The organism is Pseudomonas sp. X4, from assembly GCF_040784925.1.
GTDB classification, from domain to species: domain Bacteria; phylum Pseudomonadota; class Gammaproteobacteria; order Pseudomonadales; family Pseudomonadaceae; genus Aquipseudomonas; species Aquipseudomonas putida_Z.
Window position 1 is genome coordinate 5,345,131 of the sequence record NZ_CP160798.1, and the last position, 18,671, is coordinate 5,363,801.

The 18,671-nt window shown below is 54.7% G+C and carries 15 protein-coding genes and 3 pseudogenes; 10 read left to right on the top strand and 8 right to left on the bottom strand.

Annotated elements, in window-relative coordinates; genetic code table 11:
• Positions 1–792: a 2-(1,2-epoxy-1,2-dihydrophenyl)acetyl-CoA isomerase PaaG gene (paaG, locus tag ABX298_RS23745; RefSeq protein WP_013972608.1), complete on the bottom strand. Its 792-nt coding sequence runs from the start codon at positions 790–792 to the stop codon at positions 1–3.
• Positions 793–826: 34 nt separating this feature from the next.
• Entirely contained in the window at positions 827–1,600 is a 774-nt protein-coding gene (paaF, locus tag ABX298_RS23750) for a 2,3-dehydroadipyl-CoA hydratase PaaF (protein ID WP_075045236.1), read from the bottom strand.
• Positions 1,601–1,955: 355 nt separating this feature from the next.
• On the opposite strand from paaF, the gene paaY reads away from it, so the two are divergent.
• The 6 genes and pseudogenes from paaY (at position 1,956) to ABX298_RS23780 (ending at position 10,072) form a co-directional block, all read left to right on the top strand.
• Entirely contained in the window at positions 1,956–2,555 is a 600-nt protein-coding gene (paaY, locus tag ABX298_RS23755; protein ID WP_015270319.1) for a phenylacetic acid degradation protein PaaY, read from the top strand.
• A 77-nt stretch (positions 2,556–2,632) separates the two neighbouring features.
• The gene (gene paaX, locus ABX298_RS23760; RefSeq protein ID WP_075045237.1) at positions 2,633–3,556 is read left to right on the top strand and encodes a phenylacetic acid degradation operon negative regulatory protein PaaX; all 924 of its coding nucleotides are present in this window, start codon (positions 2,633–2,635) and stop codon (positions 3,554–3,556) included.
• 1,407 nt (positions 3,557–4,963) lie between these two features.
• Positions 4,964–5,725 (top strand): annotated as a pseudogene (locus tag ABX298_RS23765) (IS5 family transposase).
• 150 nt (positions 5,726–5,875) lie between these two features.
• Positions 5,876–7,102 carry an ABC-three component system protein gene (locus tag ABX298_RS23770; RefSeq protein ID WP_367393732.1) on the top strand — a complete coding sequence of 409 codons (1,227 nt, stop codon included), beginning with the start codon at positions 5,876–5,878 and terminating at the stop codon, positions 7,100–7,102.
• Entirely contained in the window at positions 7,099–7,764 is a 666-nt protein-coding gene (locus tag ABX298_RS23775) for an ABC-three component system middle component 1 (protein ID WP_367393733.1), read from the top strand. Before ABX298_RS23770 ends, ABX298_RS23775 begins: the two co-directional genes overlap by 4 nt.
• A complete protein-coding gene (locus tag ABX298_RS23780) occupies positions 7,739–10,072 on the top strand; it encodes an AAA family ATPase (RefSeq protein ID WP_367393734.1) in 2,334 nt (777 codons plus the stop codon). Before ABX298_RS23775 ends, ABX298_RS23780 begins: the two co-directional genes overlap by 26 nt.
• Before the next feature lie 79 nt (positions 10,073–10,151).
• Here ABX298_RS23780 and ABX298_RS23785 read toward each other — a convergent pair whose 3' ends face one another.
• Positions 10,152–11,921 carry a hypothetical protein gene (locus tag ABX298_RS23785; protein ID WP_367393735.1) on the bottom strand — a complete coding sequence of 590 codons (1,770 nt, stop codon included), beginning with the start codon at positions 11,919–11,921 and terminating at the stop codon, positions 10,152–10,154.
• Between the two features lie 251 nt (positions 11,922–12,172).
• On the opposite strand from ABX298_RS23785, the pseudogene ABX298_RS23790 reads away from it, so the two are divergent.
• Positions 12,173–12,334 (top strand): annotated as a pseudogene (locus ABX298_RS23790) (dihydrodipicolinate synthase family protein); the annotation flags it as partial.
• Between the two features lie 236 nt (positions 12,335–12,570).
• On the opposite strand, the pseudogene ABX298_RS23795 reads toward ABX298_RS23790, so the two are convergent.
• The 4 genes and pseudogenes from ABX298_RS23795 to ABX298_RS23810 all read right to left on the bottom strand — a co-directional run.
• Positions 12,571–13,614, bottom strand: a pseudogene (locus ABX298_RS23795) (IS66 family transposase); the annotation flags it as partial.
• Between the two features lie 102 nt (positions 13,615–13,716).
• Positions 13,717–14,130, bottom strand: a complete 414-nt coding sequence (arfB, locus tag ABX298_RS23800) for an alternative ribosome rescue aminoacyl-tRNA hydrolase ArfB (protein ID WP_286099910.1) — start codon at positions 14,128–14,130, stop codon at positions 13,717–13,719.
• 154 nt (positions 14,131–14,284) lie between these two features.
• The gene (locus ABX298_RS23805; RefSeq protein WP_025339172.1) at positions 14,285–14,554 is read right to left on the bottom strand and encodes a DUF3077 domain-containing protein; all 270 of its coding nucleotides are present in this window, start codon (positions 14,552–14,554) and stop codon (positions 14,285–14,287) included.
• A 538-nt stretch (positions 14,555–15,092) separates the two neighbouring features.
• Entirely contained in the window at positions 15,093–15,515 is a 423-nt protein-coding gene (locus tag ABX298_RS23810) for a hypothetical protein (RefSeq protein ID WP_264209975.1), read from the bottom strand.
• Between the two features lie 218 nt (positions 15,516–15,733).
• Between ABX298_RS23810 and ABX298_RS23815 the strand changes: the two genes are divergently transcribed.
• On the top strand, positions 15,734–16,660 hold the full coding sequence (locus ABX298_RS23815) for a LysR family transcriptional regulator (protein WP_084785332.1): 927 nt from the start codon (positions 15,734–15,736) through the stop codon (positions 16,658–16,660).
• A 20-nt stretch (positions 16,661–16,680) separates the two neighbouring features.
• Here ABX298_RS23815 and ABX298_RS23820 read toward each other — a convergent pair whose 3' ends face one another.
• Positions 16,681–17,142 carry a Rid family hydrolase gene (locus ABX298_RS23820; protein WP_023663225.1) on the bottom strand — a complete coding sequence of 154 codons (462 nt, stop codon included), beginning with the start codon at positions 17,140–17,142 and terminating at the stop codon, positions 16,681–16,683.
• A 263-nt stretch (positions 17,143–17,405) separates the two neighbouring features.
• Between ABX298_RS23820 and ABX298_RS23825 the strand changes: the two genes are divergently transcribed.
• Both ABX298_RS23825 and ABX298_RS23830 read left to right on the top strand, forming a co-directional pair.
• On the top strand, positions 17,406–18,092 hold the full coding sequence (locus tag ABX298_RS23825; protein ID WP_003258732.1) for a hydrolase: 687 nt from the start codon (positions 17,406–17,408) through the stop codon (positions 18,090–18,092).
• 173 nt (positions 18,093–18,265) lie between these two features.
• Positions 18,266–18,670, top strand: a complete 405-nt coding sequence (locus ABX298_RS23830; RefSeq protein ID WP_085589795.1) for a helix-turn-helix domain-containing protein — start codon at positions 18,266–18,268, stop codon at positions 18,668–18,670.
• Position 18,671: the final 1 nt, after the last annotated feature.

Sequence of the window (18,671 nt, forward strand, 5' to 3'; positions counted from 1 at the left end):
TCAACGCCCCTTGAATGCCGGCGTGCGCTTGTTCATGAAGGCGCTCACGCCTTCGCGATAGTCCTCGCTGCGCCCGGCCAGGCGCTGCAGGTCGCGCTCCAGCTCCAGCTGTTCATCGAAACCGTTGTCGAAACTGGCGTTCAGGCTGCGCTTGATCAGGGCCAGGCCGTAAGTGGGCTGGGTGGCGAGCTGGCGGGCGAGGGTGAGGGCTTCGTCGCGCAGCGCGGCATCGTCCACCACGCGGTGGATCAGCCCCCATTGCTGGGCCTGTTCGGCGCCCAGGCGCTCGCCCAGCATGGCCAGGGCCTTGGCCCGCGCCATGCCGACCAGGCGCGGCAGCAGCCAGGTGCCGCCGGAATCGGGTACCAGGCCGATCTTGCAGAAGGCCTGGATGAAGCTGGCCGAGCGGGCGGCCAGCACCAGGTCGCAGGCCAGCGGGATGTTGGCACCGGCGCCGGCAGCCACGCCGTTCACCGCGCAGACCACCGGCAGCGGCAGGTCGCGCAGGGTGCGCACCAGCGGGTTGTAGAACTTGTCGATCGATTCGCCCAGGTCCGGCATCTCGGCGCCCGGGGCGACGTTGCGGTCGGACAGGTCCTGGCCGGCGCAGAATCCACGGCCTTCGGCAGTCAGCAACAACACCCGTGCTTCGCTGCTCTGGCGTACTTGCTTGAGCGCCTCGCGCACTTCCAGGTGCATGGCGGTATTGAAGCTGTTCAGCTGCTCGGGGCGATTCAACGAGAGGAGGGCGACGCCGTCCTCGATGGAAAACAGGATGTGCTGGAAAGTCATGACAGACTCGCTCCGTCAGTCGAGGGAAAGATGATCAGCGGCCCTGGAAGCGGGCCTGGCGTTTTTCCTGGAAGGCACGGATGCCTTCGTCGCGGTCGGCGGTGCCGGCCAGCAAGGTGAAGGCATGGCGTTCGAAGCGCAGGCCGCTGGCCAGGTCGGTATCGCCGGCCTTGAGCAGCGCTTCCTTGGCCAGGCGCACCGCCAGTGGGGCCTTGGCGGCGATGCTGCGGGCAATGTGCAGGGCGCGTTCTACGGTGAGTTCCGGCTGGGTGATTTCGCTGACCAGCCCGGCCTGCAAGGCATGACGGGCGGTGATGGCTTCGCCGGTCAGCACCATTTGCATGGCCAGCGGCTTGCCTACTGCCCGCAGCAGGCGCTGGGTACCACCGGCGCCGGGGATGATGCCGAGGTTGATTTCCGGCTGGCCGAAACGGGCGTCGCTGCCGGCGATGACGATGTCGGCACACATCACCAGTTCGCAGCCGCCACCCAGGGCGTAGCCGTTGACGGCGGCGATCAGTGGCTTGGCGAAGGCGGCGATGCTTTGCCAGTGGGCCACCCGCGGGTCGTTGAGGATGCCGACCAGGTCGCGCTCGGCCATCTCGCGGATATCGGCGCCTGCGGCGAATGCCATGCGGCTGCCGGTGAGCACCACCGCGCGGATCTGTTCGTCGTGCCCGGCCGCTTCCAGCGCAGCGGCCAGCTCTGCCAGTAGCTCGGTGCACAGGGCGTTGAGCGCCTCGGGCCGTTGCAGGGTAATGAGCTGGACGCCGTGTTCGGGCGCCTGCACATCGAGATATCGCGGCATGTCGGGTTCCTCTGGCTGCACGCACGGCACATCGTGGGGCCGGCATTTCTTGGAATTGTTTGCAGGGGCGTGATCCGGGGATCACGTCCAGGTGGAACCAGTATATGCATTACGCGATACAATTATGCAACATTCAAAATTGTTTCATGTATCTCTTTGTGCGTGAATGACAACTGCCTCAGCAAAGGGTTTCATGATGTTGAATCGCTTCATCACCTCGCATTCAATGAATAATGCTGAATTTACGCGAGCGCGATGACCCCAGCAAAAGCGATACACGGCCATGCTGATTGACGCACCACAAGATTGTGATACAAGATCAAGGCGCATTTGAAATCATTTCAGGAGCTTTGCCATGCCTTGCTATCGACTGGACGGCCTGACGCCCGTGGTTCATCCGACAGCCTACGTGCACCCCAGCGCCGTGCTGATTGGTGATGTAATCGTCGGCCCTCGTTGCTACGTCGGCCCACTGGCATCACTAAGGGGGGATTTCGGCCGTATCGTGCTGGAGGAGGGTGCCAACCTGCAGGACACCTGCGTGATGCATGGTTTCCCGGGTGGCGATACGGTGGTCGAACGCAACGGGCATGTTGGGCATGGCGCCGTGCTGCACGGCTGTCGCGTTGGCGAAGACGCCTTGATCGGCATGAACGCGGTGGTGATGGATGGTGCCCATGTGGCACCGCGCTGTATCGTCGCGGCCACGGCATTCGTCAAGGCGGGCTTCGAATGTGCGGCACAAAGCCTGGTGATGGGCTCGCCAGCCCAGGTCAAGCGCCCACTGACCGAACAGGAACTGGCCTGGAAGCAACGTGGCACGGCGGAGTACCAGCACTTGGCGCAACGCTGCATGAACAGCATGGTCGAATGCTCGCCACTGACCGAAGTCGAGCCCGAGCGCCCACGCATGGAAGACACCGGCGTCAGGCCCAAAGGCCAGGCATCGGCATGAGCCTGGCAGCGTCACGCAATGGTCAGGCGGCCCGCCGCGCAGGTATAGTCGGTGCTTTAACCGCGCACAGTTCGCCCATGAGCAATCTCGCCCCACTGAACAACCTGATCACCCGCTTCCAGGAACAGACGCCGATCCGCGCCAGTTCCCTGATCATCACTTTGTATGGCGACGCCATCGAGCCCCACGGCGGAACCGTCTGGCTGGGTAGCCTGATCAACCTGCTGGAGCCGATCGGCATCAACGAGCGCCTGATCCGCACATCGATCTTCCGCCTTACCAAGGAAGGCTGGCTCACCGCCGAAAAGGTTGGCCGCCGCAGTTACTACAGCCTGACAGGGACTGGCCGCCGGCGGTTCGAGAAAGCCTTCAAGCGAGTCTACAGCCCCAGCCAACCAGCTTGGGACGGCGCCTGGACGCTGGTGTTGCTCTCGCAACTGGAGGCCGGCAAGCGCAAGGCTTTGCGTGAAGAGTTGGAGTGGCAGGGCTTCGGGGCCATGGCGCCGAACCTGCTGGGCTGCCCACGGGCAGACCGCGCCGACCTGGCCGCCACCTTGCGTGACCTGGAGGCAAGCGACGACAGCATCGTCTTCGAAACCCACACCCAGGAAGTGCTGGCATCCAAGGCCATGCGCGCCCAGGTGCGGGAAAGCTGGCGTATCGACGAACTGGGGCAGCAGTACAGCGAGTTCATCCAGCTGTTCAGGCCGCTATGGCAGGGTTTGAAAGAGCAGCAACAGCTCGATGCGCAGGATTGTTTCCTGGCACGTACGCTGCTGATTCACGAATACCGCCGGCTGCTGCTGCGCGACCCGCAGCTGCCGGACGAGCTGCTGCCTGGGGATTGGGAGGGAAGGGCCGCGCGACAGTTGTGCCGTAACCTCTATCGGCTGGTGTTTGCCAAGGCGGAAGAATGGCTGAATGCAGCGCTGGAGACGGCTGATGGGCCGTTGCCGGATGTGAATGAAGGCTTTTACAGGCGTTTTGGCGGGCTTGTTTGAGGATTGAGTGCAGAGGCGGGTTTTATATAACTACGCTAAATGAGTATTTAGTGTAGTTATACCTTATTTGCATATACAGCATGGCAAATGGGGGTGTATGCCTGGCCCTCAGGTATCGCGCGGTCCTCATGTATCTTTTGTCGCTTGTACTGATCACATCGCTTGCAGGCCAGCACCCACAGGGATGGTTCGTGGCTTGAGGTCTGCGCGAGATGTAAACAACTGTCCTCTCAATCCTGTGGGCCCTTGTAGGAGCGGCCTTGCGTCGCGATGGGCTGCGCAGCAGCCCCCAAGGTTTCAAAGCAGACGCATGAATTGTTGGGGCTGCCTTGCAGCCCATCGCGACACAAGGCCGCTCCTACAATTGACCGCGTTAACCGATCGACCGGGAGTTGGGTTGCCGGTGATGGGAAGCGTGGCAACCTCAATGGCGCTGGCTGACAGGCGCTAGTCGTCAGTGTGGTCATGCATGCGCTGGATTTGTCCTGATAAACAAAGTCGAGGGTGACCGTACCAGGTTTCTTTCAAGAACTCAGGGTACAGGTGCAATTGGCTGGCCTGATGTCCAAGTCGCGGTAGCCAACAGTCCAAAAGGCAAGGCTAACGCATCTGGCGCCAGGTCGGCGCTTGTGATGGTAAGCGGGCGATGGATCAGGACAGATTATCTAGACCAGGGAGCTTTCCCTGGTCCCAAAGTGCCTCACTCGTGGTCCGGTGACCAAATATAGACTAGCGCATAATGAGTATTATGTTAAATGACGTATTTGGAAGTGCTCTTTCATATTGGTGTTCATTTTCACGATCCTGTGAGCTTTCTTCCAAAAACCTGTGTTCCCTTCAGATTCATAGGCCTGCGGTGCACCTCTCTCGTCTAGTCTAGATCCACAGTTCGCAGACCTGTGTTGGCTAAGGAGACGCGTCTTACCGGCTACAATCTCTAGTAACTGCACAATTTTACGATGCTGGTCCCCGCATGCTGTCGCCGTTTGTCCCTTTTCCCATCTTCTGCCCGTACGACCAATGGCGTCCAATTGGGCTCAGTCAATTTCCTGAAAATACCGATGTGACGGCCAAGCTCGAGGATGTGGTGTCATCTAGTCTCCCATTCATCAGCGTCTGGTACTGTCAGCGTTACCTTGCCTGCCTTGCACATAGCTGGAGACCAGAGCAAGCTAATGAGGCGTATTACTTTGATACCATTCACCTTGAGCGCTTGTTGAACTGGTGCTTCTCTCAAGGGCTATCGCTGCTGGATCTGAAGCCCCTCGAGATCGAGCGTTATGTGGCATTTTTTTGCAATCCACCTGCTAGCTGGTGTTTGCCGAGTTCCAGTTTAAGGTTCGTGCCAAATCCACTGCTGAATTACGGAGCTTGGCCAATAAACCAATTACGGAAAGGAATTCTGTGATGGCAAAGCGTTACGAACTCTCGGATGAGGCTTGGACTGTGGTTGCCGATCTCTTCACTGAAACCCATGGTCGGGGGCGGCCCCGCCTGAGTGATCGGCTGATGCTCGATGGCGTGCTCTGGGTGCTCTGCTCGGGTGCTGCGTGGCGAGATATGCCGGAGCGATTTGGCCCGTGGTCAACGGTGTATCAACGGTTCCGGGGCTGGCGAAACCAGGGGACGTTCGATCAGATGCTCAAACGCTTGCACCTGAAATTGAATGAGCAAGGCTTGATCGATTTGCAAATCTGGATGATCGACTCAACTGCTGTACGCGCAACCCGAGCCTCTTCTGGCGCCGGGAAAAAAGGAGGTCTGACGAGCCTGCCGATCACGCTCTAGGCCGCAGTCGCGGCGGCCTGACAACCAAGATCCATCAGCATTCCATCAAGCCAACGAGGTCGTCCGCGCAAGCGCTGCAAATGGCTGCTTGCCGACAAAGGCTACGACGCCGAAGCACTGCGCCGCTACTGCGACCAGTACCGCATGCAACCCGTCATCCCGATGCGCTCAATTAGGCGCAATCCCAAGCCTGGCTTACCCAGACTATTTGATCGGCCCAAATATCGACAGCGCAACATCATCGAGCGCATGTTTGGCTGGCTGAAAGAGAACCGCCGCATCGTGACACGCTTCGACAAGCTCGCGAAAAGCTATGCCGCCATGGTCTCACTGGTTTGTTCCATGCGGTGTTTGCGACTCGCTATCGTCCCAGCTAGATAACCAACCAAATTTATCAGGATAAGTCTCAGTCAGGCTAAAACGATTTAGCCAATTTTGGTAACGTTAATTCTCGCTAGATATGCTGAAACGCATAATGGCTCCGTGATATCGTTCGACGCTCAGAACGACCGTGTGGAGAAAGGAGTCAACGTGAGCGACGAGGAAAAAAGCAAGTATCCGCATAGCGCCATTTCCACGTGGAGCGGATTTGTCTACCAAGGCAAAGTGGCGCTCTATCATTGCCTCAAACTAATTCACGAAGGCGATAGTGGGTTCGAACTACAGCTAGATAGCACAGATGATTTCGCGATTTACAAAGATGGCAAGCTAGTAAGCGCACATCAGGTAAAAGCGAAAATAGGCGATTACCGCAGCAACTATAAAGACGCACTGAAAAAATCTGCCAGCTTGGAGCTAGACAGGGTGGCGGGAACCAAAAGATATTTCCATATATCCCAACCTATAGATGATCATAGCGACCATGTAGATGACAACGGTGAGCGCGTTGCTTTCTACCCATACGGTGCAGTACAACACTGTGAGCTTGATAAGATAGAAGAACTCACCAAGGACATTATCAAGAAGATTTACGCAGGCCAAGGTGTAACATTCGACGATGGCTTGCTAGATGCTAATTATTGTTTGATATCCGATAAAATCAGCTCCCAGGCGCTAGTAATCCACGCAAAAATACAGAACGAAGGTGATACGCAACGTCGAGCGGCTTATGAGCACCGACTCAGCGCCGCAAGCATTCTTTCGGACATCACGGACACAAACCCGTATGAAAGGAAGGACTATTATGCCATTGAACTGAAGGCACGCCTTAATTCTCACTTAGAAGAGAGACTTGCTGAATTCTTGCCGAACATGTCGGACGCTGCCTACCAGAGGGCAAGGCGAATTTATGAGTTAATCCGACTATCAGAGGGCGGTGACTTCAAGATACTCTGCCAATTAATGAAGCCCTCGGAGAAGTTCTCACGCATTCAAGATTCTGACATACGTAACTACTCAGATTTGGTGCATGCAATTGAGGCTGAACCCATATTCAAACGCCTACCACACTATCTGGATCGAGAAAATAAATTTTACGCACCAACTGCGCTCTATCTGCTCGATCCAAAGGACAGAAGATATTGCACATCAGACATTATCTCGCAGATCAAAGACAACGATGACTTAGGAAGGTTGTTATTCGAATTCAACAACCTGATTGCCGCCAAGGCGACCGAAAGCTTCACAGTCGATACCAAGTACACTAACTGCTTTGATGAAACCTCTTCTGCTGACCAAGCTCGTATCGATAGCAATATCACAAAAAGTTTGTGTATCAGCATACTAACCAAGGACGACGCAGAGGCCCGACTTAAATGATTATTGATCTCATCCATCAGGCTCTAGTCGCACACGGCTTTTCCAAGGTGCAAGACAATGATACAACAGGCTTCTACATAAGAGAGCAAGGCACCGCAATTCGATTCGCAGTCTTACACCGACTGGACGAACTGATTAAGCCTAGCGATCTTAATGCCGCGATAAACCAGTCCGCGCCGGATGCATTCACAACGGATCCCACTTTTAGAAAAAACTGCGATTTGATTTGCGTTCATCATCTCGACAAACTGGCCGAATTCAAAAATCACGAAGAGCAAATTTTCGAGATCGAAGAAGACCCTCACTTCTACAAGAAATATGTGCTCTACTACAGCGATACGGAAGTTGAAGCCATCAGAGGACTCGACTTTGAAAAGCTAAACGAACTTATCTCCGACAAATCGCAGTTTAATATTTACAAAAACGAGCCTACAGCTGCCACCAAGTATAGTGCAGCCGCGAAAATTTTTATTAAACTTCCGTTTCTTGGGCTGCAGATCAACAAAGTAGAATTAGTGCCTCTTCGTCGACAAATTGACGAAGCCGTTGCCGAAATCGACCTTGTTAAAACTTACGGAACGGTACAAAAACTGGGCCAAACCAATGTCGAAGAATTAATCAAGGAGCTGATTGACGATGAACTGGCAAATCTCCCAAATTGAGGTTTCGAGCTTTAAGGCTTTCAAACAGATCCACTTGGATTTCAGTGACTCGTCACTCTTGACATTAGATGGCCCGAATGGCTTCGGTAAAACTAGCATTTTTGATGCCATTGAACTTCTCTTGACCGGCGGAATAAAACGGATACGTCAGCTTTTTACCACGCTGATGACAAGCAATAGAACCAACTATGACGACAATCTACTTTGGAATAACAGGTCAGGGAAGAAGGATCTATCAATTAAGATAGAGTTTGTCAATGGGGCGCGCAAGCTCACACTTGCAAGACATACGCGCGCTGCTCAATTTGATGAGAAATCGAACAATCGCGCGGATCAATTCACTCACTTGATGCTTTATGAATTGCCTGAATTCTCTTCAAACGATTACACGCAAGAAAATCTTCGCGACGAAGATCTTATCGAAAATCTCTTCGGGAAAAACTTCAAAGAGAACTTTTCGTACTTAAATTATCTGGAGCAAGGCCAAAACCAACTCCTCCACACGAGAGTAGACAAGCGAAAGGAGGCGTTGAACAACCTTTTTAACATTAGCGACATAAAGGCAGAAACTGACAACTGCAAAGCAATCGCGTTGCGACTAACGAAATTCATAAACGAACCGAAGCGCGCTGCCGACTTAGCAAGGCTAAAAACAGAATCCGAACTTCTTAAAGGAATGATTCAGGCCGACTTGGGCGCGATTGAATATAAAAAAATTTCCACCGCAGAATTGCAGCCAGGCTGGGACAAAGAACTCCCCTTCCCTGCCTACTCTGCAGAGATTCACGCTGAATATATTGACAACATTCAGCGATTGCGGAACCTAGCGCCACTTAAGAGCGCGATACAGGTCAGAGATAAAAACGAATCCATCGAAAATTACATTGAGCTAAATAAAGATTCGATAAAAAGTCTGTCACGTTTTGGCTGCGACCTGGACAAGCTAGATGGCTTAGAACAGGTAAAAAAAGAATTAAACGCACTCGTCAAGCTTGGAGGAATCATCAAACGTGGAGCTACAGTCATCAAACCAGATGAGGCAGCTCTGCTACCTGGATGGGGCCAAGGACGCTTAGACTGGTTCTTAGAGCAAATCGTTACCCGCGACGCCCTGCAGCTAAAGACCAACTCTAATGCCAACGCAGCCAGTGAACTGAATCGCCTAAAAGCAGAACTGATGGCTGAGCACGGCAAGCTGAATGCCAATGATGAACACTGCCCACTATGTGGTGCCGACTGGCAAGCTCATGACATCATGCTGCAAAAGATTGAAGCCAGATCTAAGCAGATCAACGACGAACTGGGTGCTGATGGCCAAAACCTGATAAGTCTTACTGCAATGATGACTACGGAGCTAGCCATCATTGATACTCAGATCCAGGCCCAACAAGCGCAACTGTCTGTGGGATACAACAGCGCCTTACACACTGCCTTGCTGCGCGACAAGGCGAGACTGCCAACAATAACTCAACTTGCCGCCCGGCTTCAGGCTCTAGCTGTACAGATCAACTATTCATTCTCCGAAAACGAGGAAGAGGTAGATACTCGGTCTGATGAGCTGACTGCTTCCATCAGGAAACAGAAAATACCTGAAACAGAGCCTCTTCCGGAAGACTGGAGAAAGGTCATCAAAGCTGCCTTCAAGGAGCTACAAGATTTCTATATTGTCGAACCTCAAGCCTTGAAAGACAAGGCGCTCTTCATCGCGGCTAAAGCTAACGAGGCGCAAAGTACCAGGCTTAAGCAATGCCTTGATGAACTGCTAGTGATTCAACGTGAAAACGAGGCTGCTAAAAACGCTAAAGAAAAGGTTACTAAGCTGAAGGCAACCTTGGAGAGAACGGAGCGAAATTACGCAGAGCAAACCATTGCTGAGATTGAGCTGATATTCCACATTTATAGCGGACGGCTTATCCAAAACTATCAGCGCGGCCTAGGCCTGTTCATCGAAAGCAAGGATGGTAAAGAGCTTAGGTTCTTGACTGCCGAAAAATCTGAACATGATGCAATTTTGTCGATGAGTTCCGGTCAGGTGTCGGCCCTAAGCCTAGGATTCTTCTTATCCCTTAATAAGGTCTATTCTAGCGTACCGCTAATCCTAATTGATGATCCTTCCCAGTCACTCGATGAAGTGAATATTGCATCTCTGACCGACCTGCTGCGCTGTGAGTTTGATAATCGGCAGTTGATCGTCTCCTCACACGAGGATGACATTTCTTCGTATATGCGCTATCGATTTAACAAAGCAGGACTCAGCACCAAATCCCTCAACATGCAACGACTGGCCAAAGAAGCCTCTGTAAGCTGAATTATTGATAGTGGTTTGAGATGGGGGCGCACTGCCTGTGCCCCTCGATCTCTGCCAGAGCAGCTTCAACACGACAGGCTTAGGTTGACATGATATATCGCCTTGCCACCCTTATAACCCTTTCTGGAACACTAACCCCCAACATTGCCAACTCAGAGCTTCGTCTTTCTAAAAAATCATTGCTACAAGTTCCAGCAGCTATTTTAAGCCCGAAAACAAAGCAGCACTCTGACTCAGATCCACCTAAAGCCATTTGACCGCAGGCGTAGCGAAACGCAGCCTCCATCGCCTCGCCATTAACTCTTAGCTGATTAAAGCCCAGCTCTGCGAATAAATTAGGGGCATCCAATTGATGCGCAAATTTAGCGCTCCATACCTGTGCAAAACTTGCCTGAGCGCTTCCCCAACCGAAGTTTCGAACGGTCAGCTTGGCCTGTTGCTTAGACTTCTTCATTAAAGCGCCTAGTTCGCTACCCAAACGGAAAGCTGTCACAGCAGAGTCACTGTCATCATCATTTTCGGCATTAATCAAAGACTCCAAGGGAGTCAACCAAGTCAAAGGATGCCAGGTAGCCAAGAGCGTTGTATCTGGCACCACTGGCTGTAACGAAAAACGATTTAGCTTTCGCCAGTCTCCAATGTAATCTCCAATTCCACCAAACGCGTCAAAACTAAATATATTCGCACCTTCCTTATGCAGCCTTCTTTTTAGATCCTTCCAAAGCCCTTCATACTCAGAAGAGTAACACTGCAAATCCTTTACTAGCTCAAGGTGTAAAAACAGTCGAGTTGCAGTATCATCATACAACTCGGAAGAAGTATTGAACATTGCAAGCTCAAATGCATCGTCTTCACTCTCGAAATCTGGAATCTTCTGTTGACGAATAGAGTTTCGAACAGCGATAGACACATACAGTCTAGTCTGCGATTGATTATGTTTTTCAGCTGGGTGCCACCACACAAGCACAAAGCCAGACATCCGCGTTTTTTCCGCCTCTCTTAAAAGCCCTGAGACAGCATGAACTATTAAGTTGACTACATTGGTGTTAAGCCATGAATCAGGGAGCCAGAATACCTTGGTTTCTACTCGTAGCGCCTCAGGGGGAAAGCTCAATACATCTTCCTCGATAAGCAACTCAGAGCGCACCCAAAGAGTTTGGCAGTCCTCACCGGCGCATTCCTCCCGATATTCCAGCGCAACGCAAGGAACCCCCCAGCCCACCAACTTGGCGAACGCATGCCTTTCAAGTGTAGACCATGACGCAGATATAACTATGAAGAAAACTTGCGCCCCTTTATTTTGACGGGACAATGCCTCTGCATAAGCCAACAACTCCGTAGCGTATTCGCGAGCAGCTTTTTTACTGCGCTTGATTTCAATGACTACAAACGCGCCACTGATTTCATCCTCTAGGATTATATCTGGCCTTAGGATGTCTGAGGACGTGCCAATATTTTCATCCGCACTGTAGAACCTTGGTGCAATAAGACTTTTCAATACACGGCATGCCTCGCGAACAGCTCTTTGGCAATTACTGCTGTCCCTTTCGTCAAAGGAGTGCTCGACGATTCCCTTTATCTTTTTACTTAGCTGGCTTTCGTCATATCTAATGGCGTCGTAAGGGCTACCACTTACAGTAGGGTTTCCTTTCCCGGCCAAGCCTTCGAGCCATCTTTGAATTTCTTTCTCAGGTCTCACTTGAAACTTCACTCCTCCATGTGTTGCCGATTGTACCAACTCGGTAGCCTTTGCTGCGAGATAGGCCCTTGCCTTGAGCGCGTCCCAAGCAAGAGCGCGAAGGCCTTCGGCTAAAGGCGTGAGGGTGAAAGCCCGGTAGTGCCGATTCACCCTGTGGCTCGTCTACGCAACGGATCCCCCATGATACGCACCACTGACCACTTGCTGACAGCCAAGGGCCTCTTCGCCCAGGCCTGCGCATGCGTGTCCGTTGCTAAGAAATCCAAGAAACAGTCGCTCATTTGACCGGGGCGCTGTCCCGTCAGATGAGCTGACGGGACAGATAGCGCTAGATCTCCTCCCCGCTTGATTCCCATCCCCTCCTCTGACGTCGACTAATCAGTCTGTCTGAGGAGTAATGCATGTCTAATTTCCGCGGTATCTGGGTTGCACTGCCCACACCGTTCCGTTCGCGACACGTCGACTTTGACACGCTAGAAGGGTTGGTGAAATCGCTCCTTTCTGGCGGAGTTAGGGGCCTCGTTGTATGCGGCACCACTGGCGAGGCCGCAGCCATGAGTAAGAAGGCGTTCAACGATGGAGATCCGAGATTCTCGGAGTATATGTACGCCATTGAAAACCTGACGTTCATGAATCACCTCGCCCCTGAGATGAGTTGACCCCGAGGGCCTGCCAGAGCTGGCAAGAGACACCGATGCCTTTACTGTCAGGCATCGGTGTCGTCACCTCCAGTGTAAGTGTTCTCAGATCACCTATTGCTAGGTTCCGGGGTAAGCGTCCGGCAACCCGTCTTGCACGACTAAACCGGACGCCACCTATGCGGCAGCAGCTCTGCAATCTCACTCGCCCGCTGCGTTGGCAGACGCGTCAGCACATCTTTGAGATAGGCATACGGGTCATGCCCATTGTTCCGAGCTGACTGGATCAAACTCATGATCGCAGCCGCACGCTTGCCACTTCGCAGTGATCTTGCAAAGAGCCAGTTTTTGCGCCCCAGCGCCCAGGGCCGTATCTGGTTCTCACACCAATTGTTATCAATGGGCACAGCCCCATCATCGATGGTAGCGCGACAGCGCTGCTATGCACTATATCGCGCTGGACGACCATCCAGGCGTGCAGCGCGTCCATTATCGGTACAGCCTTTTCTTGCCGTATTCGGCGGCGTGAGTCCGGCTCCAGATCCTTGATTTCATCCTCGATTTCGTACAACACCTGGATGTAACGCAAGGCCTGCTCAGCCAGCGTGCTCTTGTGAGTTGCATGCAGCTCGAAGAACTTGCGTCGGGCATGGGCCATATAGCCGATTTCAGTCACGCCCAGTTCAAAGCGGGCCTTGTAGCCGCCAAAATCATCGCAGACCAGCTTGCCCTTCCAGTCTTGCAGGAAGTTACGTACATGTTCGCCGGCACGACTTTGGCTGAAGTCGTAAACCACCGCCGAGGTTTCGCAAAACGAGCTGGTGGCTTAAGCCCAAACGTAAGATCGATGGGTTTCTTGGTGCCCGGCATAAGCACCTGTACCGGCGTTTCATCCACATGGACGACCGGCTGCTCAAGCACCACCTCGCGCAGCGCATCGACCAGTGGCTGCAACTGCACACCACAGGCGCCCACCTATTGAGCAAGCGTCGAGCGCGGGATAGCAAGGCCCGCGCGGCCAAACATGGCCTCCTGACGGTACAACGGCAGATGATCGGCAACTTTGCGATCATGACGTGGGCCAGCAAGCCCGCTGTTGGGATGCCTTTGTCGATCATCTGCGCCGGCAGCCGAGCCTGGGTCAGCGTTTCACAATTGTCGCAGACCCACTTGCCACGGATATGGCGCTCGACGGTGAATACGCCCCGTTCATATTTCGTCTATCACGCCCCCACACGCTTCCACGAGCTCGCAAAACCAGGCCGCCATGGTCTCACTGGCTTGAGACATCTCATTTTGTACAGAGCCTAGAACTCCACCTTGCCCCGACCCGCCTTGACAGTGCTGCGCCTGGCTTTCCCTTCGAGGCGACGGGTCTTCGAGCCAAGGGTCGGCTTGGTGGGACGGCGTTTCTTCTCGGTCTTGCCGGCATTGATGATCAACTCGGCAAGACGCGCCAGTGCGTCAGCGCGGTTCTGCTCCTGTGTGCGGTATTGTTGTGCCTTGATGATCAACACGCCGTCGCCGGTGATGCGACTGTCACGCAGCGCCAACAGCCGCTCCTTGTAAAACTCGGGCAGCGACGAAGCGGGAATGTCGAAGCGCAGGTGCACGGCGCTGGACACCTTGTTGACATTCTGCCCGCCTGCGCCTTGCGCGCGGATGTAGGTCAGTTCGATGTCGGCATCTGGCAGATGCACGTTACTAGAGATGGTCAGCATGGCATGGCCCTTGTGATTCCCCTCCATTATCACAGCCTTCGCCGCTCACCCACAGAACAAAATACGGTTAACCTCAACCACACTGATCGAGGCACCCCACTCCGCCATTGTGAATGGCGGCCGCGTTTCGCGGACCGCCACGGGTGGAGTGAACTCAGCGCATCATACCCAACTCGGCATCGTCCATCAGCGCCTTGGCCAACGCGCTCAGGTAATGCGCAGCCCAGATCATCATCGGCTTTTCATCCATCAACCCGACAATCGTCAGTTCCCGCACGTACCCCATCAATTCCGAAGACTGCTCCCGAGCGCTCTTGCAAGGAATGCCGGCTTCGATGCGAAACAACGGATGGGTCTGGTTTTCACCTTGGTAGAACGTGGTCTTGCCTACGGTGGTTTTCTCGTTCGATTCGTCAGTAGTCATGGGTCCATCTCCCTGATCGTCTAGCGCCTGGGCGGACAGCTTCGCGGGTGATCAGCCCAGCCCAGGCAATACCTGGTTTAGGCTCAGTGCAGCGTTCGCGGTTCGTTCGGCAACTGTATCTGGACGTAGTACGTGGCCTGGATGAGGGTGTCTTCGAGGGAGTGGAGGCTTTGGGGTGGATCGGGGACCATCTTCAACATTCCTATATCTCCAAATGGGCTGCACCGATCCCGCTGTCAAACAGGTTGGGTGGCAGCTGTGTGCGGGTTGACAGACCGGCGGACATAGGAAGTTCCGGCGCACGCAAGCGTGCCCCACACGCAGCTGCCATTAACAGCGCTGCAGAACCTACATACCGTTACGGCCTGTCAAAGCCGTGTCACTGATGAGCAGCGACAGGCCCAGACTAGAGCCCTGCCAGGGCACCCGCAACGGAAAATAGGCGGCAACAGTATCTTTGGGAAATGCCCTACAAGAAAGCGAAAAAATCTGATTTTTCGAGGCTAGTTGTAATCAATGAACACCGAACGATTCACCATCACATCAGGCAATAGAACTCCGTAACCTCTGCCACAATCTCTCCCTTCGCATCATAAAGCCTCGCCTCTGGCGTCATGGCCATAGAGCGGGCCTCGAGCACGTAGCGCTGCCCAGCCTTGAAATGCTCGTAGTCGAGGGTCAGGTAGCATTGCCTTACCGTGGTACCTCCCATCAGGCTGATGCCACCGCCACCATTTACCTCGTAGTCGAACCTGACGACCAATTCATGACTGCCGGGGCTGACCTCAAAGAAGCGCCCATCACGCAGGCGTTGTTTATCCAGGCGTTCGGCTAACAGCACACGGTCATTCGGGAATGGTGTCGAGAGATCGACCCATGCCATCTGTGGGTTGGCACTGGGCATCGGCGCCTGGCAACCCGCAAATGCAGCGATCGCGAACAACAGTGTCAACTTGCGCATGGGCAGTTCCCCAAAGGCTCCTGGACTCACTATTCAGGATAACGCCGACAAGTGTCGATGTGCGCATCAAGGGACGACCGAAGCCCCCTCCTTCGCCTTCATGCTGATACTTGGTTCACGCAGCCCCTTCTCGTATGATCGTCGCAATCTGATCTGGAACGGATTTCGTGAAGTCGTTACCTGGAAATGTCCCAATTACCCCGGTTGCCCCCAAGGACGTGAAATGGAACGTGGGCGAGGCTGCCAACCAGCTCTCTTGGGACGACCTGCGGATCATCAAAACGCTCAGTGAGTGTGGCAATCGCGCTGCCACAGCCAAGAAGCTCGGCATCAACGTGTCCACCGTCTCTCGCAGGGTCTCCCAGGTTGAAAAAACACTTGGCGTAGCCTTGTTCGATCACCGCAAATCAGGCTATCTGCTCACCATCGAGGGCGCGGAATTGCGTGCCCTCGCCGAGCGCGTGGAGCTGGACATTGTCAGCGTGACGCGGCGTGTCTCACGTGCCGGCCAGGGGCCACTCGGAAAGCTTCGTATCACCACCAGCGACTCACTGCTGCTTTACTTCCTCACCCCAATCATCGCGGACTTCAAGGCCCTCAATGAAGGCATCACGATCGAGGTGCTGGTGGGCAACGAATCACTGAGCCTTGCGCGAGACGAATCGGATATTGCCGTTCGGGCGACCAGGAAACCCGCCGAAAGCCTGGTGGGCCGCAAACTGGCCACAATCGCCTGGGCTCCCTACGGCAGCAGCAACCACACATCGCCTGCTCCTCTGTTCACTGAAGGCCAGGCATGGGTTTCCTATTCCGCGGCGCTACGCGGGCTCAAGGCAACGAGCTATGTCGAAAACAGGGTCGCTGCCGAGTGCATCTCGTACCGCACCGATTCGGTTGCGGCGGCAAGTGCTGCAATCGCGGCTGGCCTGGGAGTGGGCTTTTTGCCCTGCATGCTGGGTGATATCACGCCTGGGCTTGAACGCGTCGGCCCAGTGGTGCCGGAGCTGCAGGATGAGCTGTGGCTGCTGACGCACCAGGACATCCGCAAATCGTGGCGGGTCAAAGCATTCATGACGTTCTGTGCAGCTGCCGTTGCCAACCAGAAGCCGTTGATCGAGGGCCAACTGGTACTCCCGGTCACGTAGAGCGAAACCGGGAGTGCGGGTCACTCAGCGCGTGAGCCAAGTACCGCTTTGCAGGCGATTTCGATCAGCTGTGGGCGCTGGGCAAGCCTCGAGACGCCGATGATGTTGCTGGCGCATTGAGGCCGCTCCGTGCCGTAGGCGGCCTTGCGCACCTTGCCGACCACGGCAAAGGCCGCGTCCATGTCCAGTACGTAGAGCGTCTCTTCCACGACATCTTCAAGCGTCGCTCCATACAGCGCGAGCAGCTTGGCGATATTGTCGTAGGCGGCGCGCATCTGATCCCCCATCGAAGAGAAATCACAGGGCCTGCCGTCACGATCCAAGGGTGCCGGCGCGACCAGGTTGCCTTCTTCGTCATGATTGAACTGGCCCGATACGTAGATCTCGTCTCCTACCCGCCGTGCCTGCGGATACCCGTAAGAATTCTCCCACGGAACGCCCCAATAGGCGGTTTGTTTGTTGAGTGGTTGTGAAGCTGCCATCGCTTTCTCCTGGCGTAAACCGGATCAGGTAGATCCGCGTTTGCGTGCGAATCCTAGCAGCAGGATGAACAAGCGAATGGCGCATTAATGCGCTCCTGAGAGCGCAAAGGTGCGCCACCGCTTCGCTCTGCGATTCGCTATCTTGTGCTCGGACTCAAGCAACGGGCATCACTGAGGACGTCATCCAGTGCCTCAGCACAGTCTGCAGAAGGCAGGCGCCGTGACTTGTGCGATGACCATCATCCAGCTGACAGGGAACAAGAATGAACAATCCAAAAACTGAAGTACTGACCCCATTCAACAGCCAACTGATCTTCATCGATCAGCAGCCACAGATGGCCTTCGGCGTTCAGAGCATCGACCGCCAGACCCTGAAAAACAACACCGTAGGCCTGGCCAAGGCAGCCAGGATCTTCAATGTGCCCACCACCATCACGACGGTCGAGACTGAAAGCTTCTCTGGGCACACCTACCCCGAGCTGCTCGCCGTGTTCCCCGACGCTCCGCTGCTGGAGCGAACCTCCATGAACTCCTGGGATGACCAGAAGGTGCGTGACGCGCTCAAGAAAAACGGGCGCAACAAGATCATCGTTTCCGGCCTGTGGACGGAGGTGTGCAACACCACCTTCGCGCTGTCGGCGATGAACGATGCCGGCTATGAAATCTACATGGTTGCCGACGCCTCCGGTGGCACCACCAAGGAAGCCCACGACTACGCCATGCAGCGCATGATTCAGGCAGGCGTGATTCCGGTGACCTGGCAACAAGTGCTGCTGGAGTGGCAGCGCGACTGGAAAAACCGCGACACCTACGATGCCGTCATGGAACTGGTGAAAGAACACTCAGGCGCCTACGGCATGGGTGTCGACTACGCCTACACCATGGTGCACAAAGCACCAGAGCGCGTTCAGCACGGCCCAACCCTGGCCCCGGTTGCTGCCGCTGTCTGACCATTGCCAGCCCCTGCATCCAGGGGCTGTTCATTGACCCGCTGATGGGTACGCCGGCTGGCTGAGCCAGGCCATCGAATCGAGCGTTATCGTCTGTAGCCCGCCCGAGGCTGCAGTGGCCTGCTCTGCTCACTCGAAACGTGCGTGCCCACTTCATTGATTAATGGATTTGTATGAACAGCGATCACTGCACTGTGCTGGCGACTGTCGCACTGAAAACGACCGGGCTGCTCAAGCCCTGGCAGGTCACGACTGCCAAGAGGTTGATGCTGGAGAACCTGGACACCGGCATAACTGTTACGGAACTCGCCCAAGCCTGCTCGCTGTCGCGTAGCCATTTCACACGAATGTTCAGGGATACCCTGCATGTGCCCCCGCAGCAGTGGATGCGTGAACAACGGTTGCGCAAAAGCAAGGAACTACTGGGGGGCTCGGGAATGATGCTCGCTGAGATCGCACTGGAGTGCGGTTTCTGCGATCAGTCCCACTTTTGTCGCACATTCGTGAAGGCCGAGGGGATGTCGCCGCAGGCTTGGCAGCGACAGGCGTCCATGCTGGCTGAGCCTTTGCTCAATTAGG